The following is a 20779-nucleotide window of genomic DNA, read 5'->3' on the forward strand; positions in this document are numbered from 1 at the left end:
CATGGCCGTGTCGGGCGAAGAGATCGCCCACGCGCTTGATCTCTTCACAGATCTTGGCCCTCTGACCACCCGCAAGATGTTTGGCGGACTGTCGATTTATTGCGACGGCGTTATCTTTGCCATCCTGATGTTGGACGGGCGTTTGCTGCTTAAAGGTCAGGGACCGATGCGGGAACGGTTCGACGACATGGGCATGGAACGCTGGGCCTATACCCGTAAGGACGGCAGTGCGACACATATGCCCTACTGGCACCTGCCCGAAAGCGCGCTGGATGACCCCGGAGAGGCCGTTGATCTGGCACGGGCCGCTTTGCAGCACTTGTAAGGCGGGCGTGTCGCGCGCCTTGCTTCAGGTCTTTTGCTGCAAGTGCAGGTAAGTTTCGCGGAACCTTGCGCTCAGGTGATCCCCCGCAAGGATCTTTCGCTGTCCGTCAGGGGCCACATTGGTGTCATAGCTGGGGTTGAAGAACAGCGGCACCGATATCCGTTCGGCCTGTCCGCCCACCACCCGGTGCGGAGTCGCTTTGACCTGCCCGTCTGTCCAAAACTCCAGCATTTCGCCAAAATTGATGATGAACTCGCCCGGTGGCGCTGACAGCGGAATCCAGCCCCCACCCCTCTGGCGCACCTCTAACCCCGGCGAGCCGTCCGTCGCCAACAGCGTGAGGCACCCATAATCCGTGTGCGTCGCGATCCCGAAATCACGCGTCCCCGCCCATGCGGGGCGTTCGGGGTAATAGTTACCCCGCAGCAGTGCCATGGGCGTATCAAAGGACCGCGAAAAGCGATCCGCATCCGCACCGAGGCAAAGCGCAATCGCGCCAAGCAGATCCATCGAGACCGCACAGGCATCGACGTAGTATCCGGTGATCACCCCACGAAAGGCGTCATTCTCTGGCCATAGATTGGGTGCGTAAAAAGGCTGCGCACTCAGCGGGTGGCTGCGCGGCAGTTCGTACCCCACATCAAAGAACTGTTTGTAATCAGGGTTAGCGTCCGGATCGACCTGTTCTGATCCTGCGGCACCCCACCCTCGGTTCGACCCCGTACGCGCCATATTCAGTGCTTGTTTGGCGGCCTCCGGCTGTTTGAAAAAGGCGCGGTAGACTTCGATTACTTCAACGACGCGCGCGCGAGACAGGGCCGTGTTAAACACCGTGGCAAAGCCAACGCCCGTGGCCGCCTCGCGCAGCGCCGCAAGGCTTTCTGCGTCATTGGCCGCGAGGGCTGCTGCATCAATCCTTGGGATCCTACTCATATCACCTCTCACACTCTTTCCGGCAGCCCTAGCGCAGGCATCACCGCGATGCTAGGTCCAAGGCGGACAGAGCGAAAAAGGAGACACGGCATGCGGCGGACACTGGCAGCGGGCAATTGGAAAATGAACGGCGATGCGGCCATGTTGGAGGCTTTGGGGCACCTGCAAGCCCCCGGTGGAGATAGCGCGCCAGATATCCTGATTTGCCCACCCAGCACGCTTTTGGTGCAGGCCGTGGCCGCAAGCAAAGACAGTCCGGTGTCCATTGGCGGACAAGACTGCCATTCAGCGGCATCTGGCGCACATACGGGTGATATCTCTGCCGCAATGATCAAAGCGACGGGGGCCAGCGCCGTGATTGTTGGCCACTCTGATCGGCGGGGCGACCATGCTGAAACCAACGCAGATGTGCGCGCCAAGGTCGAAGCCGCCTGGGGCGCTGATCTGCTGGCCATTCTGTGCATCGGCGAAAGCGAGGTGGAACGAATGGGCCCCGACACGCTTGATATCATAGCGGCCCAGCTTGACGCCTCCATGCCTGATGGCGCGACGGGCGAGAAACTGGTGATTGCTTACGAACCCATCTGGGCCATCGGTACGGGCCGCGTGCCCACGCTTGAGCAGATAGTTGAGACGCACGACATGATCCGCGCCCGTCTTGTTGCGCGGTTCGGGTCCCAAGGTGATTCCATCCGGATCCTCTATGGCGGCTCGGTCAAACCTTCCAACGCTGCCGAGATCTTCACCGCCGAAAACGTGGATGGGGCCCTTGTTGGCGGGGCGTCTTTGAAGGTCGCGGATTTCCAACCGATTATCGACGCGCTTGCTGCATCCTGATCCCCTTACATCTTTGCAGAACATGCGGCGGGGTAGCGTCCCCGGCCGCTTGCAAAGACCATAGCAGACTGAAAAACCCGTCCCATGCTGAGCCAGTCCCCGCACCATCCGTCCTTTATCCAAAACTCATACGACTTCTATGATCATGCCCGCGCGTCGGGCCCCGTGGCGTTCTGGAAGGACTATGGCATGCTGGCCGCTTTTGATCACGCCACGGTGCATACACTTCTTAGGGACAAACGGCTGGGGCGGGCCGTGCCCGAAAGCCGCAAAACACCCATCCCGGATCATTTGAGCGCGTTTTACGCGGTCGAGCAGCATTCGCTGCTGGAACTGGAACCGCCTGAGCACACCCGTCTGCGCCGGCTTGTCTTGCATGCGTTCACGTCGCGTCGCATTGCCGGTCTTACCCCTGATATTGAGGCGATTTGCGCCGACCTTCTTTCGAACATGCCGAAGGGCGCGTTCGATCTGATCCCGGCCTATTGCCAGCTGGTTCCTGTGCGCGTGATTGCCCGCCTGCTTGGCGTGCCCGAGTCTCTTGCCCCCGATCTGCTGCGCTGGTCGTCGGCCATGGTGGCGATGTATCAGGCCGGGCGCACTCGCGAGATCGAGGACGCAGCGAATACCGCAGCCGTTGAGTTTGCGGGTTTCCTCCGCGGCTACATCGAAGAACGACGCGCTGACCCGGCGGATGATCTGATCAGTGAGCTGATTGCAGCACAGGACGACGCAAGGCGTCTCAGCCCGGACGAAATGATTGCAACCATCGTGCTGTTACTCAACGCAGGTCACGAGGCGACGGTTCACAGCCTTGGAAACGCAGTGAAGTGCTTGATTGAAACAGACACAACAAGCGCGCTTGGCCCCGATACGCGGGACAACGCGATTGAGGAGCTACTGCGGTATACCCCGCCGCTGCACATGTTCACGCGCTATGCCTACGAAACGATGGAGGTGGGGGGGCACACCCTGAACCCGGGCGATGAAATCGCATTGATGCTAGGGGCCGCGGGACGAGACCCTGCCGTGTTTGCTGATCCACACCAGTTTGATCCGGCACGAACCAAACCCGCCCACCTCGCCTTTGGCGGCGGGCTGCACTTTTGCGTCGGCGCACCTTTGGCGCGGCTTGAGATGCAGATCGCCCTGCCCGCCCTGTTCAACCATGCCCCCAATTTGCAGATCGCCAAGCCACCGCAATTTGCCGACAGCTATCATTTTCACAAACTTGATGAATTGGTCGTGGAGGCAGTGTGAGGCGGCTTGGCCAGTTTTTTGGCTAGGGTAATGGCGGCGCCTGCTGATAATATGTCGGAATGGTTCAGGACTTTAGACAAGCAGCGGCATGATCACCGAGATCGTCAAACCCGATGACCCCGTTGGCGACGTCTTGTTCAACTGGCTTCCCTTCCTTGGTGTCGTGGCCGTTGGTGTTGTCGGGGTGTTTATGCTGGTGCTTGGCTTTCGCACTTATGTGAAGGCGGCAATGCTGCGTAAATACGGCGTGAAAGGACGCGCTGTTATAACTGAAAAGTGGATAAAAAAGGGCCATGTCGACCGCGAGGAACGCCATCGCGCGACGCCGCCTAAATATCACTATTTGCGTTTCGAGAGATCCGAAAACGGCCAGACCCATGCAGAGAAAGAAGTTGCCCTCATTGACCTGTGGCGCGCGGTCGAACCGGGCGACGAAGTCGATGTGGTTTACCTGCCCAATGGCGCGCTCATGCGTCTGGCGGGTTGGTCGCACACAATCGGGCACGGAGCCGGTGTCGTACAGCTCGGCGCGGGTGCGCTGATGGTGTCGGCTTCGGTCGGCATGATCATTCCCGGTGCGTTTTCCGCAATGAACGGACCCGCCTACAAAACCATCGCGCCTGACTGGAAAAAAGAACAGGCCGAAGTACTGCTGGTCGGCGACCCTGCCGACCCGTATCTACGCCTCTTTGCACCACGTAAGAAATATATCCGTGTGGTGTTCGGAGACACCCATGGCGGCGCTTTCATGAGTAACATTCGAATGGTTCTGGTCACGCCCTCGCAAATCGACGAGCTCCAGATTTCAGATGGAACGATCCTGGCAGCCTGGATGGATCCCCAAGACGAGTACAACGCTATCCTCGACCTTGAACGCGACCCAAACCTGCGCTGACACCTGTTGCGACGGTTGGAACAGTTTATGCTTGTAGAGTGCCAGGTGCCTTTCGCCTTCACGGCAAGACTTGACCCAAGTTGGAAATCAGGCCTTGGCGCAAGATACAGCGAGTGAATGCTGTGAGCTTTTTGAAGACGTTCATGCCGATCACACCAAACGACTGCTCATATCCGGAAGCAGTTCTTTAGTTGGCCGACAGGATGCAGCAATACAAACTCTATGCCGGGCAAACACCGTCCAGCAATTAGGCTCTGAAATCTCGAAGAACTTGTCCCGCATTTATCGATGTGCGCTCGCCGTTTCGCATCGAAAGTTTCCCGTTCACCAGCACATGCGCGATGCCTGATGCATAGCGCCTTGGATGTTTCGCCGTTGCATTGCTCGCAATCACCGACTTGTCGAACACGCAGATGTCCGCGTGATATCCCGGCCGTAAGCGTCCGCGCTCTTTGATCCCGAGCCTGTCCGCTGGGATTGAGCTGATTTTGGCGATCCCTTGTGCCAGCGACAGCACCTGTCGGTCTCGCACGTAATACTGCAGAAACCGCGCCGCCCAACCGTAGCCCGACAATGATCCGATGTGGTCTTTCAGAATGCCGTCATTGGCAATCGCCACAGTGTCCGAGATCACCGCGCATTCGTCCTGTTCAAGGCACAGGTCCACGTCGGAATTTCGGAAAGACTTGGATGACCACATGCACGCCATCATGTTCTCACCCTCCTCAAGAAGGATATCGAGCACTGCATCATAAGGGTGGCAGTTCCGCATGCGGCCAATCTCGGCGAAATCCATGCCAACGATGTCTTTGTTCTCGGTGGCGTTCAGCAAAACTATGTCAGACCACTTCTCGGCCTTTACGATTAGCCACATGGGCTGTGGGTTGGCCTTGATCTTCTCGCGCGCCTCTGGATCGGCCAGCCGTTTCATCACCTCGTCGATGCCTCCTGCTTGTGCCCACGAGGGCAGAATGGCGGCCATCAATGTGTGGTTCCAATCGTGCGGAATGACATCGAAAGCGATGTCGCAGTCGTATCGGCGCGCAAGGTCGATCATCTCGAGTGTGTGTTCCATGGCGTAATCCGGCGCGCCGAACTTGGGTTGGATGTGGCTGATCTGCAGTTTTGCACCTGATTGTCGCGCAGTGGCGATGGCTTCGCCGAAGCCAAGATCATAGTGCGTATCGCGGTTGCGCACGTGGGTGGCGTAGAGCCGCCCGCGTTTGGCTGCCACTTCACACATAGGCACAAGATGCTCAGGCGCGGCGAGGATGCCGGGAAAATACTCGAGGCCGGACGAAAATCCTCCCGCGCCTTCGTCCATACATTGATCGACCAGCCGGGCCATCTGAGCGACCTCATCGGCCTCACCTGCGCGCATGTCACCGCCGAGGACCGCGCGATGGATCGTGCCGTGGCCGACAAAGGCCATGACGTTCACGCCCAAATCCGTTTCGTCCAAAACGTCCAAGTATTCGCCAAAACCGTGCCAGTTTTTGTGTTTGGCATCATTCGTGTGCCAGGGCGCGACGCGCTTGATCTGGTCATAGCTGACGACCGGTGCGCAGGAGATGCCGCATTGCCCGATCACTTCCGTCGTCACGCCCTGATGTACCTGACTTTCAGCGCGGCCATCGGCAATCAGGGTGAAATCTGAATGGGTATGCATGTCCACGAAACCGGGTGAAACACTGAGCCCTCCGACCTCTATAACCTCCGCCGCGTTTGCATGGTTGATCTCACCCGCAGGTGCGATCTCAGCAATGCGGCCGCCCTTGACTGCGACGTCACCAACAAACCCTTGGGCGCCGGTGCCGTCGAACACTTCACCACCCTTGAGAATAAGATCGAACATGCCTTTGCCTCCCTAAAGTGCAGGCCCATAAAGCCAATTGGGCAAGATTGTCGCGATGTCCGGGAACGCAATCAGGATCAGCATTCCCACAATATAGGCCGCGATGAAGGGCAGCACGGCAACCGATATACGTTCGATGGAGATGCCCGAAATCCGCGCCGCAACGGTCAGGTTGGCACCCAAGGGTGGCGTTAGAAAACCAATCTCGCAGGTGATCACCGTGAAGATACCGAACATCACCGGGTCAACACCCAAAGAAAGCGCGAGAGGCAGGAAGACTGCTGTGAAAAGAACAATCTGCGCAAGGCTTTCCATAAAGGTACCGATGAAGATGTAGAAAATCCCAATCAGCAGCAACACGAGGTACTTGTTGGTAGTGAGCGCCGTGATACCTTCCTGCACCGCGCTGGGCACATCATAAAACGCAGTCAGTTGTCCAAAGGCCAGCGTCGGCGTTAGCAGGATGAGAATCCCGGTCAACAGGGCCGTGAACCGCAGCGCGTCGATGATCTTTTTCAGCGTCAGTTCGCGGTAAATGAATAGGCCGACGAAGAGAGAGTAGAACACTGCCACGCCCGCCGCCTCTGTCGGGGTGAATGCTCCGCCATAGATACCACCTAGAATGATGACTGGTGCGCCGATGGACCATTTCCCCTCCCATGCCGCTCTCAGGAACGGCCCCCATGAGAACGGGTCGCCGTCTCCGCCGTAACCACGCCGTCTCGCGATGATGTAGGTGGTGATCATCAGGAGGACAGTCACCATGAATCCCGGCAAAATCCCTGCAAGAAACAGGCGGGGAATCGAAGTCTCTGAGACCAGCCCGTAGATGATCAGTAGGTTCGAAGGGGGGATGAGGCTGCCCAATGCGCCTGCGCTGGCGGTTATTGAAGCGGCGAATGGCACGTCATAGCCTTCGCGTTTCATCGCGGGCACAGTGACAGAGCCGATGGCGGCGGTCGTCGCCGGACCTGAGCCTGAAAGGGCTGCGAAGAGCATACAGGCAAAGACTGTGACCAGCCCCATGGACCCGCGATAGGCGCCGACGAGGTTTGTCGCGATTCCGATCATGCGCGTGGCCATGCCGCCCACTTCCATCAATCTTCCTGCCAGAACGAAGAGCGGAATGGTGAGCAGTGGAAATGGAGTGAGAGACCCGTAGCCCGTCTGCGCCAGCAGGGTGTAGGGAATGTCGATGATGTAGATCGCCACCGCCGTTGTGAGACCGACTGCGACAAACAACGGGATGCCCATGATGGTGAGCACGACAAAACAGATGGCAATGATTGCAAGAGGACTCATATGTGTGCTTCGTCCTCTGGCACGCCGTCGTCGCCGTTTTCGTGCAGCATGCCTGGCAGACCCTGCATCCCGTCGTGCCACCAAGCCACGTAGGTTTGGGCCAGTCGCAGAAGCATCAACGCATAACCAATCACCAGAATTGTTTGCGGATAGAACTGGTTGATGCCGAGGCTTGGTGAGGTTTCGGGGAAACGCCAGAAAATGTAGAGATAGTCGTAGCTGACCTTCAGCATGAAGACGCAGAACAAGGCCCAAAGGATATCAGCGGTCACGACCACGACCTTGCCAAAGCGTTCGGGCAGTGACTGAACGGCCACCATGATACGGATGTGGAAACGCTCACGAACGCAAAGCGAGGCGCCGGTGTATACCGCCCAGACCATTGCCATCGACGCAGTTTCTTCGGTCCAGTGCAATGCCACTTCGAAGATGTACCGTGCAACGACCTGCGCAAATACGGCCACCGCTATGATCACGAGGCACGTGCAGCAGATCAATTCCTCTATATGCCGCTCGAGCCATCGCAGGGCTTGCATCGTGTGATCTCCTTCGGCCTTGAGCGGGCATGGCTAAAGGGGAGCGCGCAGCCCCCCTTCGAAATACTCGCTTTATTCAGCCGCGGCTTGGATCATTTTGACCAGTTCGACGAATTCCGCGCCGCGTTGTTCGGCAAACTGTGCCTGAACGCCCTTGGCCGCTTCAACGAAGTCGGCCTTGTCAGGGTCAGTGCGCGCCATGCCGCCTTCGGTGGCCAGCCAGTTGCGCACCTCTTCTGTCTCAGAGGCAACTTGCTGAGCGAATTCGGCGCCCGCGTCGTTTGCTGCTCGCGTGATCTGTTCACGCTGTTCATCGCTCAGCTTTTTCATGAAGTTGTCTGATGCAAACAGCGGCGCAAAGGCGACAAAGTGCTCGAGAATGACCAGATGCGGTTCGAACTCGTAAAACTTCATGTCGCGGATAAAGGAGGTGCCGTTGTCACCACCATCCACTGTGCCGGTCTGTAGGGCTGTGGGCGTTTCGGACCACGCCAGCGGCACCGGGTTTGCGCCAAATGCTTCAAACGTGGCAATCATAACCTCGTTTTTGGGGACCCGGATCTTCAGACCATCCATGTCGGCCATGGTATTGACTGGACGAACTGAGTTGTAAAAGTCGCGATAGAGTGCGGGGCCAAAGGCCAGCATGTGCACACTGGTGTCAGCCTGCAATTTATCCTTCATCATCTGCCCGACGTCGCCATCCAGCACTTTGGCCAGGTGCTCTTTGTTCTGAAAAATGTACGGCAGGACGGTGACGTCCATCAGTGGCCAATGCGGAGACACGTTGTTCGCGGTGATGAAAAAGCCATCGACAGTGCCCAGTTGCATAGCCTTGAATGCTTCGTCTTCGGAGCTGATCTGGTTACAGCAGCGCAGTTTTACATCGATGGCCCCATTCGTGTATTCTTCGGCCTTCGCTTCGAAAATCTTGCCAAAACGACCATAAAGCGACTCTTCGGGTGCGCCAAAGCCCACGTTCATAGTCAAATCCGCCGCTGCAGCAGGCAGCGCCATAACGCCGGCCAGCATCATGCCAGCCGTGGTTTTCAAAACGGTTCTTCTGATCATTTGAGACCCCCCTAATAGGATGCATTTTTTGATTTTTTCGGCACGCGCCTTTCTTAGCCGAGCATGCAACAACATGCTGCGTCAAGTTTTTTGATGTGGACGGCCATGGACGCAGAAGCGGTTTCAAGCCAGTGTAACCGGCGAAGGTGAGGGAAGATGACCGACATTCAAGTGATCAAAGCGCGCAAAATCCTGACAATGGATCGCGCAGTTCCAGATGCGACGCATGTCGCGATCAAAGACGGTCGCATACTGGCTGTGGGAGACGCCTCATGCGCCGAGCAGTGGGGGAGCTTTACCATTGACGACAGCTTATCAGAAGCTGTCCTGTTACCCGGTTTTGTCGAAGGTCACGCGCATCTGATGGCCGGCTCAATCTGGGATCACTCCTATGTCGGCTACCACGACCGAACCGATCCGCAAGGTACCTTCTGGCCAGGAATTTCCTCGACTGATGAGGTGGTCAAACGTCTAAAAGGGGTGGCGGATCATGCGCCGGATGGAGCCCCTGTATTTGGCTGGGGGTTTGACCCAATCTTTTTTTCTTCTGAGCGACTGAGCCGTAAACATCTCGATATGGTTTCACCGGATCGACCCGTCGCGGTATTGTTTTCTAACTTCCACCTTATGTGCGCGAATTCCGCCGCTCTGGAGTTGGCCGGATATAGCGAAGACACACTAGCCGAAGGCGTAGTTAAGGGAGAAGACGGCGCACCGACTGGCGAGTTGCAAGAAATGGCTGCTATGTTTCCAGTTTTACGCCGGATAAACATAGATTTCCGCTCTCTCTCCCAAAGCGAGGCAGCCTTGGAAAGCTACGCGAAAACAGCGGTGCGGGCCGGGGTCACGACGATAACAGACCTGCTCTCCATGATGCAAGACGAAGATCTTGATCAGATGCTGAGCGTGACCGGACGGCATGAGTATCCTCTGCGGCTGGTTCCGGCAATCGCCGCCAGTGGGAACCCAGCGCAGATTGCAGAACGAGCGTTGAACCTGCGGGGCAAATCTACCGACAAGCTGCGGTTAGGCGCTGTAAAGGTGATGACGGATGGGTCGATACAGGGGTGGACGGCTCGCGTGCGTTGGCCCGGTTACGTCGGCGGCCAGCCAAACGGTTTATGGAACACTGCGCCTGACGAGATTTTTGCGATCGCGGATGAGTTGCATTCCCGCGGTGTCCAAATGCACATCCATGTCAACGGCGATGAGGCGGCCGAAGTTTGTTTGGACGCGCTCGAGGCAGCGGCGCGACAAAGCCCGTGGCCAGCAGCCCGCCACGTGCTTCAGCATTGCCAGATGATGGACCGGGCGCTTTATCGGCGCGCTGCCGAACTGGGTGTGGCGTGCAACGTCTTTGCAAACCACATCTGGTACTTCGGTGACCAGCATGCAGCCTTTACCATCGGATTGGACCGGGCGCGCCGTATGGACGCGGTGCGGACGGCGATTGACGAAGGAGTTAGTTGCGCAATCCATTCGGACGCGCCTGTTACTCCGTTGGGGCCGCTGTTCACGGCTTGGTGCGCGGTCAACCGACAAACAATGAGCGGAATAACACTCGGCGAGGCCGAATGCATCACGGTGGCCGAGGCACTGGAACTGATCACCCTTGGCGCCGCACGGACTCTGAAGCTGGACAGCGAGATCGGGAGTATTTCGCCGGGCAAAAGGGCGGACTTTGCCATCATTGGTGATGACCCGTTTGCAGTAGACAAAACGCAACTCAAAGACATTCCCGTGCTCGGAACTGTTTTTGGAGGGCAGATAAACTTGATATGAACCCGCTGCCGCTTTCAGTCATTGGTGGATACCTTGGCGCGGGCAAAACCACGCTCATCAATCGGCTGTTGGCGGGTGATCACGGGTTGCGCCTGACCATTCTGGTCAACGATTTCGGGGCGATCAATATCGATTCCGCTCTGCTGCAGTCAGTCAGCGAGGATACAATCGAACTGACCAATGGGTGCGTCTGCTGCACTCTCTCGGGAGACCTTTTTTATGCTGTCGGTGACGTGCTCGAGCGGCCAGTCAGACCTGATCATCTTCTGATCGAGGCCAGCGGCATCGCAGACCCCGCTAAGATCGCAAATGTGGCGCTGACCGAAAAGGATTTGCGATATAGCGGTATTCTGACGGTGATCGATGGTCTGAACTTTGCTCAGCACATGGCTGACACGAGGATTGCTCCTCAACTTTTGGCACAGGTCCACTGCGCAGACATGATCGCTGTCAGCAAGACGGATCAGCATGACGTGGAATTGACAAGAACACTCGAAGAGATTTGCATTACCAGTTGGCTCAACGCGGACGACATTGGTGCACTGTCACGCATTCTGTTTGAACCTGAACTGCCTCGAGAATTGTCGGCTTCGCGCCCGACCACGCACCCGCGCTATGTAACATGGTCCTCAAACTGTCCGGAACCTTTTACTGAACGGGAGCTGCGGTCACTCATAGCCAGCACACCTCCGGGCATACTGCGACTGAAAGCAGTCATACCAAATGCGGCAGGAGGCTATTTCGAGGTACATGTGGTTGGGAAAATCAGGCAAATCACCAGACGGTCAGATGCCGCAACACTTGGCGTCATCGCAATAGGCCTTGAAAGCGCCCTGAAAGTTCAAGCTGTTGATGAATGGTGGAACTCGACGGGGTAACCAACCGCCCCGGGACCTAGCGGTATCAGCAGGCGCGCTCCTTAGTCGAGATTAATGTCTGATTGGTCGCCGAGTTTTATCTGCTGCCCTTGCCGTTTGCGCCCAGAACGCAGGTAATGATTGATCGAGAGTTTGAGGTGGTATATTTGGGTGGGCTCATAATTGAGGGCATGACGCTCAGCACATCGAAGGCATGTGGTGTTATCTTTCGATGTAAAAATTTCAAAGATTGCTATTTGAAATGGAAGGAATTTCCATGACTATTTTGACGTCTTTTTCCGCGAGATTTGCGGCTTCGGCAATGATATTCGCTCTTGCTGCATGTAGCGCCAGCCAATCTCCTGCACCATCTGTTGGGCAGGCCCAAACCAATGAAGTTCGTATCAATAGTGCGGAAGGCGTCAAGGACTGCACGTTCTTAGGGTTTCTTGCCGCAAGTCGATACAGCGGACTGTTGTTCGCTGGGAACGGCCTAAAGAAAGCGAGGGAGGAGGCGATCAAAGACGCAAAAGCTCTTGGTGCCACTGACCTCGTTTTCACTCAGTCAAACACTGGAGTGGTACAGACCGTCGAGGGCAATGCGTATCGATGCCCAAGCTAGTATTCTCTTTGGACCACAGAATACCGCAAGTTCGTCATGCATTTCCTTGGCTGAGCGGTCTATGTCCATCTGATATGGGACCTGGTTGTGGCGTTTCAGTTCGTCATCCGAGAGGCTTGGACCACCACAGATAAGGCCCCCACTGTACTTGCTTCCGGCGTGCAAGCCGACCTTAATACTGGCGCTTCGATGCGCTCTATGCCCGCGCATCGGTCATTGACGCCGAGTGCGGCGAACAGAGGCTCTGAGTCAATCGCGCCGTGTTTTAGCTGGCGCGATATTGTCGTCCATCATAAATTTTGGATTTGTTCCTGCACCGCCCGCTGGAAGCGTCGCTGCCTCTGCCCAACTGCACCGATCTTCCATAATCCTGCGTTTGTCCGTACTCTTGATACTGCTCGCATCAGCATCAGATATGGCTCCAACACCTACGCCGGTGAACTTTTGCAAAGAACAGGCTTATGGCAATGATTTCACGTCGTTCATTTATGTCAGGATTTAGTGCCGTTGGCGCAAGCTGCCTGTTGGCCCCGCATAGTCGTGCCAATAGCCAACTCCCCTTTTTGCGCGCAACGGCGTCCACTGCACAACTCACGCCCGAAGGGTATCCATCCACAAGTGTCTGGGCCTTTTCGTCAGACGGCGCAGCGACCATTCCCGGGCCTGAAATTCGCATTAAAGCTGGCGAACGGGTGCAACGAACGCTGATGAATGAGCTGCCGCAGTCCACCGCAGTTCACTGGCACGGTATCCGGATCGACAACGCCATGGATGGTGCCGCCCCATTGACACAGGCGCCTGTGGAAACGGGCGCGACGTTTGACTATGACTTTGTCTGTCCGGATCCCGGAACATACTGGTATCACTCTCACAACCGGAGCAGGGAACAGGTTGCCCGCGGGTTGGCCGGCTCGTTGATTGTCGAAGACGTCGAACCTTGGCTGGGTCTCCCCGGCGCAGCAACCCGGGAAATCACACTGGTTCTCGACGACTGGTTGCTGAACGAGGATGGGTCGATCGTTGAGGGACGTTGGGACGACCTTCATGCAGCAGCGCACGCTGGGCGCATGGGAAACACAGCAACTGTAAATGGTCAGTCTTTCCCACATTTTGGCCTTCGCCCTCGGGAAAGGGTCCGGCTTAGAACAATCAACGTCGCCACAGACCGCATCATGCCAATCAGCTTACCAGGATTGTCACCAAGACTGATTGCGCTGGACGGTCATCCCGTCACGCCGCGCGACGTTGAAATTGTGGAATTGGCGCCTGCGCAGCGGGCAGACATCGTTATCGATGCGCCTGTCAGTGCTTCAACACAGATTGGCCTGATGCTCGATACAGGCAGAAGCAATCAGGTGGAAATGGCGGCTTTCCAAATCGAGGGGGAGCCAGTGGAGGTCGCGCAGGAACCTGTGCGCCCACTGCCCTCCTGGAAGACTCTGGCTGCGCCCGATCTCTCCTCGGCAAAGATGGAACCTTTACGCATTGAAGGTGGAGCTATGCGTGGCATGGACGAGGCGATGTACCATGGCAAGACGATGGGATTTCGTGAACTGACGTCTCACGGGATGGCATGGGCGTTCAACGGTGTCGCCCACGGCATGGATGATCCAATGTTTGAAGCAAGCCTTGGTCGAACTGTTCTCATGGAACTGTCGAACCGCTCCGCATTTCCGCACGGAATTCACGTTCATGGGCATCACTTTACCATTCTGACACGCAATGGCCTTTCCGACCCGAACAAAGATGTCCGCGATACAGTTTTAATTGGCGCGGACGAAGTGGTGGAAATTGCGTTTGTTGCTGACAACCCAGGCAAGTGGATGATCCATTGCCACATGCTGTCTCATCAAGCGAGCGGGATGATGGGCTGGTTCAAGGTGGCTTAGGTGAAGTTATTGGACGGCTGATGCCGTGAACTCTGTTCGCAAATCAGATTTTGCGCCCAGCGGGCTGAACTGCTGGTCTGGGCAACCTTGTTGTACTTTCAGACCAGAATTGCGTGATGCGGCTCTTTGATTTGGCTCAGAAGTACCGGGCATCCATTTAGAAGCACGCGAATGCCATACAGCGGCGCAATGCAGTCGCGTCAGTGGCTCATGCTTCAAGCGGCAGCATAGTGGTCGACTTGATCTCTTCCATCGGGCTAAGTGTTCCGCTGGGGGCCACAGGACACAAAAGACGGTAGTTGCTCTAACCCATTCAGGAGCCTACCCAAATGACCAAAGCGAACCTCACCTTAAAATTCACTGACAAGACCATCGCCAACGCCCCTGATCAAACAGGGAAAACCGCAAAAGGTCGCGCTCACAGCAATCATGCGGAAGCTCATTGAGCTCGCCAACACATTGATCAAAGCAGATCGAGAATGGGTTCAAAACCGCGCTTGACCAAGACGGATACTCGAAGCGGTCTTGCGGTGGCGCAGCAGAGCAAGCTTGGACTGTGCACCGTAAGCAGTCATTCCCAAAATACAGTAATTTCAACGCTTTCAGAGGCGTGGATCAACGAGCGGACATTGGGCTGTCCGGAGCGGTCGTTGTACTACAGAGCCCGGTACGACCGCACTGAGCCAATTTACCGCGCAAGCAATTGCAGCAATGCGCATCCGCAGCAAATGTGCGCCCGAGTGACCCACCCAGAACTGACGTTCAGCGTATCGGCACGTAGGGAGAATTGCCTTTGGGACCCGCCTTGCTATTAGTGCAATGAGTTCACGTACGGTTATCGTTGCCAGCAAGACACGCGCAAAATGGCCGGGTCAATAGTCATGAATTGTCGTAAACCCAAAGTGGCTTCCTATTGCCTCGTAAGACCTATCGACCGCGACAACAATGTCGCTCATGATGGTTTGCAGCTCTTTGTCGAATAGAGACATTTCCATATCGCCTGCGTGAACGAAAGCGTTGCGCGACTCGATCAACGACTCAATTGAGTCGCTGAGGTTGACTTTCCGTCTCCTGTAGGGTTTTCGCATCGCGCCCACCAAATCCAACCCCGTATCAATCATCTTGAAGTTCTCACCAATGACGCTCGGTCGTTGAAAGGAAAAGCACTCAGCGATTGCACGTTCGATCTGCTTCTCAGTAGCAATCTGTTCTAGCTGGGCGTGGCTGAGGCGCGCCTTCCTTAGCACTACTTCCCGCTTGTCCGCATAGCGCAGCACCGCCGTAAAGGTCGCTCGGTAGTATTCTTCCCATACTGCGACTATGAATGGAACCAAGAGGTTGTTTGACAGAAGGCGAGGGTTCATTTCGTCAAAGAAGAAAAATGGGCCAGGAGCATCCCGCGCCAGGTCCCCTTCGAGCTTTCTGCACGAAAGGTACCACTCAGCTTTCATCAGTGCGTTGTGAAACGACCAGCGGGCAAGGTAGCATCCAGATGACAGCGGTGAAGGCGGCGGATGCTCCGGACGGAAGTAACGGTTGTTCCCCGCATCAGTCACGAAAGTTCCACCAAATATGTCGCGGACCATTTTAATGGTCTTGTTCTGATGAGTTAAATCCCAATAACTTCTCGAGATGCGTGTCCGCGTGTGGAGCTTTAGCGCCCCTTCGTCGTAATAGATGTCCAACTCAACGCCAGTCCAAGACTTGTACTCTGTTGATTCATGCCAGAAATAGGAACCAACTCTTTCGGGGATTTTGAATCCATCCCTAACTGAATTGTAGCCTAGAAGTTCCACCACCTCTTTGAGGCGTTTCACGCTGGTTCCTGCAGGCAGTTCATTTGTCGATTCATAGCTCATTATTAAACCTTATCGGGGTCAAAAGCTGATGCATAGATTCCCATTGGCACCGCAGATCAAACGCCTGCAGCGAACGGCAGATTTGTCCGCAAGGCGGTCATTGGTCGGAGATGCAGCAAACGGCGGCTCGGAGCCCAACCTGTAAATTCGATTTTCTCGCTGCGTGCGCTCGCAGCGTCAATAATGCTGCGGGGTTAAGAAAATGAATGCTGCCCTACAGCGAAAAAAGCCGTCATTGATGGAAAACGCAACGAGGATCAAGCGCCGAATTTGGACATCTTGGGGCAAACTGGCATTTTGCACATTAGACGCAAATGGCTGCATATCAGTAAACCTGCCTAACTGATAAACTATCCCATCTCGGCAATGAAAACGCTGCAACTTGCAAGACTTGGTTAGCAAGCGCCGACACTGCTACTCCTGCGCCAAAGTTTTGCTCCGCCGCATCAAAATTTGAGTAACTCGCAGCTCTCTAGGTGAGGGTTCGGAACTATTGATCCTCGATCCAGGTTTTTGCGGCCACAGCGCGTGGCAGGCCCAAGGGGCCTATAGCCAGTAACGCGAACTGATCTAGTGCAGCGTTTTCAATTCCTTCCGCACGTGCACGTCGGGTATGCGAGTGTACTGCCCCTTCAGAAGCAGCCCCAATAGCGAGGGCCAGTTTGACCAATCGTCTTTCGCGATCACTTAGAGGACCAGCGTTGGCGCACGCTTTGCCCAAATCAGAATAAGCCAACCAGATGTCTGGATGTTGTTCGGCGAGGTCTCCTGCAGCACCGGGCATCGCTTTTGTCATTTTGTTTTCCTTAGATTGAGTAGTCGTCGATAAGGGAGAAGGGCTTCGCAAACTTCACGAGATCTTCCTGATCAGAAATGCGGATGAGGTTTCCGTTCACTTCCACGCCATAGGGCTGCAAGCCCTTAAACGCTCGGCTCAGGTTTTCAGGGGTCATGCCCAAGAAAGATGCTAGCCGCTTTTTTTCCATCTTGAGCTCAAATTCTTGCGGCCCGTTTGCCAAATGTTGTTGGCGCAGCAAGTAGTTTGCTAGCCTCTCAAGAGATGTTCTAAGTTTCAGATCCTTTTGAGACTTGATCACTGATCGGTAACACTGCGCGAGTTCAGCAACGATTGCACGGGCAAAGTTGTTGTCAGCGTCAAACACTTTGCGGACATCGAGGCTTGGGATCAAAGCAATCCGGCTCTTTTCCAGCGTTTTCGCTGACATCAGATATGGCGCGTCTTTGATTGTCGCCGCCAAAATGAAGGTAGACACAGGCCGCACCGTCGCCATCGTCGTCTCGCGCCCGTTCCAGCTTGCAGATAGCCCAACTGCTCCAGAGAGAATGACATGCAAAAAGTCGCTTTGTTCGCCCTCTGTTATAAGGTCAACTTGTGCTGGAAAATTCTGAAGATATGTTCCGCGCATTAGCGTACTAAAATTCTCATGCTCCATATCAGAGAAAAGATGAAGCTCCCGGATATCCGGATGGTCCGACTCGGGCATACCCATGTGCATTTCAAAAATCTCCTTTAACATTTATCAGTTTCAGACTTGATAAATGTCAAGAGCTTGGTTGATGGTTTTTGGAGCCGCAATTAACTCCTCATAATGCCTCACATGACAAATATTGCTAACCTATTTATTTTGCTGTTTTTTTATGTGGTTCTTGATCTGGATCAAACTCTCCTACCCAAGAAAGTCCGATCGTCCTTTCAACGCGCAAAACCCGAACGGCGGGTCGTCGCAAGACAGTGAAGGGGACATAAAATGACAGGACTAAACAAACTAAAGACCTCGTGGTCCAAATTTTTCAGCGCAAGAACAGAGAAAATCAATCCTGTCCACGCTATGCGGTTCTCATTTTTTGCAGGAATTGATCCGTCTTTCCCTTGGTCGTTTTCTGGCGCCCGCCCCGTCCAGTCAACTGGTCGCGTGCGTCAGGAGGGTTGAGTTATGCACAATATCGATGGTGTAACATCTGGTGAACAGTATCGCGCGCTTGGCCTTAGCACGCTGGCGTTCACGGTGTGCTTTGCCGTTTGGACGATCTTTTCGATCATCGGCGTTCAAATCAAACAGGATCTCGGTCTCTCTGAGACGCAATTCGGACTATTGGTTGCGACGCCGGTTCTGACTGGATCGCTTAGCCGCATATTCCTAGGCGTTTGGACGGATCAGTTTGGCGGTCGCATTATGTTGCCGCTGCAAATGTTGATTACTGCCGTATCTGTTTGGTTACTGGCTTCGGTTCAAACCTATGCGGTCTTCTTGATGATCGCCCTTGGTCTTGGATTAGCAGGCGGTTCATTCATCATTGGTGTGGCCTATGTTTCGCGTTGGTTCGAAGCCGAACGTCAGGGAACCGCGCTTGGTATATTTGGTGCTGGCAACGTCGGCGCTGCGGTAACTAACTTCGCAGCGCCATTTCTGGTGATTGCGGTTGGATGGGAAGACACTGCACGCATCTATGCGGTGGCTTTGGTCATAATGGCGGTTGTGTTCTATGTCTTCGCCAAGGAGGATCCGGTTCGCCTTGAACAGCGTAAGACTGGAGCCAAACCCGTATCAGCAGCCAAGCAACTTGAACCTTTGAAAGACATCCAGGTCTGGCGCTTTGCGACCTACTACTTCTTCGTTTTCGGGGCCTTTGTTGCCTTCGCATCGTTTCTGCCGCGCTACTACGTTGGTGCTTACGGTGTTGCACTAACTTCTGCTGGTGTATTTGCGGGCATGTACTCTTTGCCGGGTTCGGTGTTTCGGGCTCTTGGCGGGTGGATGTCCGATGTCTGGGGCGCACGGTTTGTCATGTATGTGACCTTCATTGTGTCATTGGTCGTGCTGTTCGTGATGAGTTACCCACAAACAACCTATCTGGTGCAGGGTATTCCGTCAGCGGATGGCGAACCTCGGATTTTCGAATTTAGCTTTGGCATTCCGCTTTACGGTTTCGTTTTCCTGACGGTCATTCTTGGCTTTGTCATGAGCCTTGGCAAGGCGGCCGTATTCAAGCACATCCCGGTCTATTTTCCTAACAATGTCGGTGCCGTTGGCGGACTGGTTGGCATGATCGGCGGCTTGGGCGGCTTCATACTGCCAATCTCGTTCGGCATTCTTCTGGATGTGTTTCAGGTTTGGTCAGTCGTATTCATGCTGATGTTTGTGATCGTCGGGATCAGCACGATTTGGATGCATCTTGCCATTCGAAGAATGGAACGCAGAAAATACCCCGAACTGGCATCTGAGACACATCTGTCTGACGTGCCGCATTAATCCAAAATTCATCCCATCGGCGGGCGCTAGTGCGCCTGCTGAAACTGGAGGACCACATCATGGCAATATCAGAAACTCAAACTACCAATAGCGGTTACATGCTAACCGATTGGCGACCAGAAGATCCAAACTTTTGGGAAAGCCAAGGCAAACGTATAGCAACCCGCAACCTTTGGATCTCAATACCCAACCTTCTACTGGCCTTCTCTGTCTGGATGGTATGGTCCGTCGTTGTCGCCAAAATGCCTGCAATCGGGTTTGACTTCACCGTGGGGCAACGTTTCTGGTTGGCGGCACTGCCCGGCTTGTCTGGTGCAACATTGCGTATCTTTTACAGCTTCATGGTGCCTATCTTTGGCGGCCGCCGCTGGACGGCCCTTTCCACAGCCTCCTTGTTGCTACCTGCCATCGGGATCGGGTTTGCGGTTCAGAACCCTGACTCCAGCTATATGATTTTCCTGATCCTTGCGCTGATGTGTGGTTTCGGCGGCGGCAACTTTGCCTCTTCCATGGCAAACATCGCGTTCTTCTATCCCAAGAAGACCAAAGGCAATGCCCTCGCATTGAACGCAGGTCTGGGCAACCTTGGGGTTTCTGTCATGCAGTTTCTGGTGCCGTTGGTCATCACCATAGGTGTCTTCGGCGCAATCGGCGGCGAGCCACAGCAGCTTTCGGATGGGGGCCAGCTGTTCATTCAGAACGCTGGTTTTATCTGGGTGCCATTCCTTTTGGTCAGCGCAGTTGCGGCATGGTTCGGTATGAACGATATCGCTGATGCGCAGTCTTCGTTCTCCGAACAGTCGATCATCTTTAGTCGCAAACACAACTGGGTCATGTGTATCCTTTACACTGGCACTTTCGGTAGCTTCATCGGTTACGCCGCTGGCTTTCCCTTGTTGATGCGGACCCAGTTCCCCGAAGTTGATGTGCTGCGCTATGCCTTCCTTGGACCGCTTGTTGGCGCACTCAGCCGCGCTGCAACTGGCTGGGTATCCGATAAATTTGGCGGCGGCCGTGTGACCTTCTGGACCTTCCTTGCGATGATTGTCGCGGTCTTTGGCGTCATCAGTTTCCTGCCCACCATACCTGAGGCAGCTGATGGCAACTTTTGGGGCTTCTTTGCCTGCTTTATGGCGCTGTTCTTCCTGACTGGTGTAGGCAATGCGTCTACCTTCCAGATGATCCCGTCCATAATGCGCCAAGAAGTACCGCGCTTGATGCCAAATCTGGATGAGGCCGCAACCCTCAAACAATCCGAGCGTGAAAGTGCAGCGATCATTGCCTTTACTTCGGCCATCGCAGCCTATGGTGCGTTCTTTATCCCCAAGCTCTACGGCACATCGATCGCCATGACAGGCGCCCCGAATGGCGCGCTCTGGGCCTTCCTTTGCTTCTACGCCGTTTGTGCCGTGATTTGCTGGATCTTCTATAGCCGCAAATCCGCACCGGTCCCTTGCTGAACCCAACAAAAGCCATTGCGCCCG

Annotated in this window: 17 protein-coding genes and 1 pseudogene; 10 read left to right on the plus strand and 8 right to left on the minus strand. The window is 55.2% G+C overall.

What is annotated here, in order from left to right; genetic code table 11:
- Nucleotide 1 precedes the first annotated feature (1 nt).
- Entirely contained in the window at nucleotides 2–325 is a 324-nt protein-coding gene (locus tag ABJD00_RS10550) for a TfoX/Sxy family protein (RefSeq protein ID WP_413834653.1), read from the plus strand.
- A 24-nt stretch (nucleotides 326–349) separates the two neighbouring features.
- Here the strand turns inward: ABJD00_RS10550 and ABJD00_RS10555 are convergent, their stop codons facing one another.
- A complete protein-coding gene (locus ABJD00_RS10555) occupies nucleotides 350–1258 on the minus strand; it encodes an isopenicillin N synthase family dioxygenase (protein ID WP_413834655.1) in 909 nt (302 codons plus the stop codon).
- A 90-nt stretch (nucleotides 1259–1348) separates the two neighbouring features.
- Between ABJD00_RS10555 and tpiA the strand changes: the two genes are divergently transcribed.
- From tpiA to ABJD00_RS10570, 3 genes are all read left to right on the plus strand, one after another.
- Nucleotides 1349–2095: a triose-phosphate isomerase gene (gene tpiA, locus ABJD00_RS10560; protein ID WP_413834657.1), complete on the plus strand. Its 747-nt coding sequence runs from the start codon at nucleotides 1349–1351 to the stop codon at nucleotides 2093–2095.
- Between the two features lie 84 nt (nucleotides 2096–2179).
- Entirely contained in the window at nucleotides 2180–3355 is a 1176-nt protein-coding gene (locus ABJD00_RS10565; RefSeq protein WP_413834659.1) for a cytochrome P450, read from the plus strand.
- An 88-nt stretch (nucleotides 3356–3443) separates the two neighbouring features.
- Complete coding sequence (locus ABJD00_RS10570) at nucleotides 3444–4250, plus strand: hypothetical protein (protein WP_413834661.1); 807 nt, start codon at nucleotides 3444–3446, stop codon at nucleotides 4248–4250.
- A 247-nt stretch (nucleotides 4251–4497) separates the two neighbouring features.
- On the opposite strand, the gene ABJD00_RS10575 is transcribed toward ABJD00_RS10570, so the two are convergent.
- The 4 genes from ABJD00_RS10575 to ABJD00_RS10590 form a co-directional block, all read right to left on the minus strand.
- Complete coding sequence (locus tag ABJD00_RS10575) at nucleotides 4498–6105, minus strand: N-acyl-D-amino-acid deacylase family protein (protein ID WP_413834664.1); 1608 nt, start codon at nucleotides 6103–6105, stop codon at nucleotides 4498–4500.
- Nucleotides 6106–6117: 12 nt separating this feature from the next.
- Nucleotides 6118–7407, minus strand: a complete 1290-nt coding sequence (locus tag ABJD00_RS10580) for a TRAP transporter large permease (RefSeq protein ID WP_108836138.1) — start codon at nucleotides 7405–7407, stop codon at nucleotides 6118–6120.
- Nucleotides 7404–7943 carry a TRAP transporter small permease gene (locus ABJD00_RS10585; protein WP_413834666.1) on the minus strand — a complete coding sequence of 180 codons (540 nt, stop codon included), beginning with the start codon at nucleotides 7941–7943 and terminating at the stop codon, nucleotides 7404–7406. Before ABJD00_RS10585 ends, ABJD00_RS10580 begins: the two co-directional genes overlap by 4 nt.
- Nucleotides 7944–8015: 72 nt before the next feature.
- Nucleotides 8016–9014 carry a TRAP transporter substrate-binding protein gene (locus ABJD00_RS10590; protein WP_413834669.1) on the minus strand — a complete coding sequence of 333 codons (999 nt, stop codon included), beginning with the start codon at nucleotides 9012–9014 and terminating at the stop codon, nucleotides 8016–8018.
- Nucleotides 9015–9170: 156 nt separating this feature from the next.
- On the opposite strand from ABJD00_RS10590, the gene ABJD00_RS10595 reads away from it, so the two are divergent.
- The 4 genes and pseudogenes from ABJD00_RS10595 to ABJD00_RS10610 form a co-directional block, all read left to right on the plus strand.
- A complete protein-coding gene (locus ABJD00_RS10595) occupies nucleotides 9171–10796 on the plus strand; it encodes an amidohydrolase (RefSeq protein WP_413834671.1) in 1626 nt (541 codons plus the stop codon).
- Nucleotides 10793–11674, plus strand: coding sequence for a CobW family GTP-binding protein (locus ABJD00_RS10600; RefSeq protein WP_413834673.1), 882 nt, complete (start codon nucleotides 10793–10795; stop codon nucleotides 11672–11674). Before ABJD00_RS10595 ends, ABJD00_RS10600 begins: the two co-directional genes overlap by 4 nt.
- 1062 nt (nucleotides 11675–12736) lie before the next feature.
- A complete protein-coding gene (locus ABJD00_RS10605; protein WP_413834675.1) occupies nucleotides 12737–14164 on the plus strand; it encodes a multicopper oxidase family protein in 1428 nt (475 codons plus the stop codon).
- A 384-nt stretch (nucleotides 14165–14548) separates the two neighbouring features.
- Nucleotides 14549–14665 (plus strand): annotated as a pseudogene (locus ABJD00_RS10610) (IS110 family transposase); the annotation flags it as partial.
- 371 nt (nucleotides 14666–15036) lie between these two features.
- Here the strand turns inward: ABJD00_RS10610 and ABJD00_RS10615 are convergent.
- From ABJD00_RS10615 to ABJD00_RS10625, 3 genes are all read right to left on the minus strand, one after another.
- Nucleotides 15037–16023 (minus strand): hypothetical protein, encoded by a 987-nt coding sequence (locus ABJD00_RS10615; RefSeq protein WP_413834677.1) that lies wholly within the window; start codon nucleotides 16021–16023, stop codon nucleotides 15037–15039.
- 490 nt (nucleotides 16024–16513) lie between these two features.
- Nucleotides 16514–16819, minus strand: a complete 306-nt coding sequence (locus ABJD00_RS10620) for a carboxymuconolactone decarboxylase family protein (RefSeq protein WP_413834680.1) — start codon at nucleotides 16817–16819, stop codon at nucleotides 16514–16516.
- A gap of 10 nt (nucleotides 16820–16829) precedes the next feature.
- Nucleotides 16830–17540, minus strand: a complete 711-nt coding sequence (locus ABJD00_RS10625; RefSeq protein ID WP_413853700.1) for a helix-turn-helix domain-containing protein — start codon at nucleotides 17538–17540, stop codon at nucleotides 16830–16832.
- Between the two features lie 438 nt (nucleotides 17541–17978).
- Here ABJD00_RS10625 and ABJD00_RS10630 point away from each other — a divergent pair, with 438 nt between their 5' ends.
- Both ABJD00_RS10630 and ABJD00_RS10635 read left to right on the plus strand, forming a co-directional pair.
- On the plus strand, nucleotides 17979–19295 hold the full coding sequence (locus tag ABJD00_RS10630; RefSeq protein ID WP_413834685.1) for an MFS transporter: 1317 nt from the start codon (nucleotides 17979–17981) through the stop codon (nucleotides 19293–19295).
- Between the two features lie 59 nt (nucleotides 19296–19354).
- Complete coding sequence (locus ABJD00_RS10635) at nucleotides 19355–20755, plus strand: NarK family nitrate/nitrite MFS transporter (protein WP_413834687.1); 1401 nt, start codon at nucleotides 19355–19357, stop codon at nucleotides 20753–20755.
- Nucleotides 20756–20779: the final 24 nt, after the last annotated feature.

The sequence above is a fragment of the Tateyamaria sp. genome, assembly GCF_039945315.1.
In the GTDB taxonomy this organism is placed as follows: Bacteria; Pseudomonadota; Alphaproteobacteria; order Rhodobacterales; family Rhodobacteraceae; genus Tateyamaria.

What these genes read in the sequence shown, in the direction of transcription:
- tpiA (WP_413834657.1), top strand. Translation starts at nt 1,349, where the DNA reads ATGCGGCGGACACTGGCAGCGGGCAATTGGAAAATGAACGGCGATGCG.
- ABJD00_RS10585 (WP_413834666.1), bottom strand. Translation starts at nt 7,943, where the DNA reads ATGCAAGCCCTGCGATGGCTCGAGCGGCATATAGAGGAATTGATCTGC.
- ABJD00_RS10590 (WP_413834669.1), bottom strand. Translation starts at nt 9,014, where the DNA reads ATGATCAGAAGAACCGTTTTGAAAACCACGGCTGGCATGATGCTGGCC.
- ABJD00_RS10570 (WP_413834661.1), top strand. Translation starts at nt 3,444, where the DNA reads ATGATCACCGAGATCGTCAAACCCGATGACCCCGTTGGCGACGTCTTG.
- ABJD00_RS10630 (WP_413834685.1), top strand. Translation starts at nt 17,979, where the DNA reads ATGCACAATATCGATGGTGTAACATCTGGTGAACAGTATCGCGCGCTT.
- ABJD00_RS10605 (WP_413834675.1), top strand. Translation starts at nt 12,737, where the DNA reads ATGGCAATGATTTCACGTCGTTCATTTATGTCAGGATTTAGTGCCGTT.
- ABJD00_RS10565 (WP_413834659.1), top strand. Translation starts at nt 2,180, where the DNA reads ATGCTGAGCCAGTCCCCGCACCATCCGTCCTTTATCCAAAACTCATAC.
- ABJD00_RS10625 (WP_413853700.1), bottom strand. Translation starts at nt 17,540, where the DNA reads ATGCACATGGGTATGCCCGAGTCGGACCATCCGGATATCCGGGAGCTT.
- ABJD00_RS10595 (WP_413834671.1), top strand. Translation starts at nt 9,171, where the DNA reads ATGACCGACATTCAAGTGATCAAAGCGCGCAAAATCCTGACAATGGAT.
- ABJD00_RS10635 (WP_413834687.1), top strand. Translation starts at nt 19,355, where the DNA reads ATGGCAATATCAGAAACTCAAACTACCAATAGCGGTTACATGCTAACC.
- ABJD00_RS10620 (WP_413834680.1), bottom strand. Translation starts at nt 16,819, where the DNA reads ATGACAAAAGCGATGCCCGGTGCTGCAGGAGACCTCGCCGAACAACAT.
- ABJD00_RS10555 (WP_413834655.1), bottom strand. Translation starts at nt 1,258, where the DNA reads ATGAGTAGGATCCCAAGGATTGATGCAGCAGCCCTCGCGGCCAATGAC.
- ABJD00_RS10550 (WP_413834653.1), top strand. Translation starts at nt 2, where the DNA reads ATGGCCGTGTCGGGCGAAGAGATCGCCCACGCGCTTGATCTCTTCACA.
- ABJD00_RS10580 (WP_108836138.1), bottom strand. Translation starts at nt 7,407, where the DNA reads ATGAGTCCTCTTGCAATCATTGCCATCTGTTTTGTCGTGCTCACCATC.
- ABJD00_RS10600 (WP_413834673.1), top strand. Translation starts at nt 10,793, where the DNA reads ATGAACCCGCTGCCGCTTTCAGTCATTGGTGGATACCTTGGCGCGGGC.
- ABJD00_RS10575 (WP_413834664.1), bottom strand. Translation starts at nt 6,105, where the DNA reads ATGTTCGATCTTATTCTCAAGGGTGGTGAAGTGTTCGACGGCACCGGC.
- ABJD00_RS10615 (WP_413834677.1), bottom strand. Translation starts at nt 16,023, where the DNA reads ATGAGCTATGAATCGACAAATGAACTGCCTGCAGGAACCAGCGTGAAA.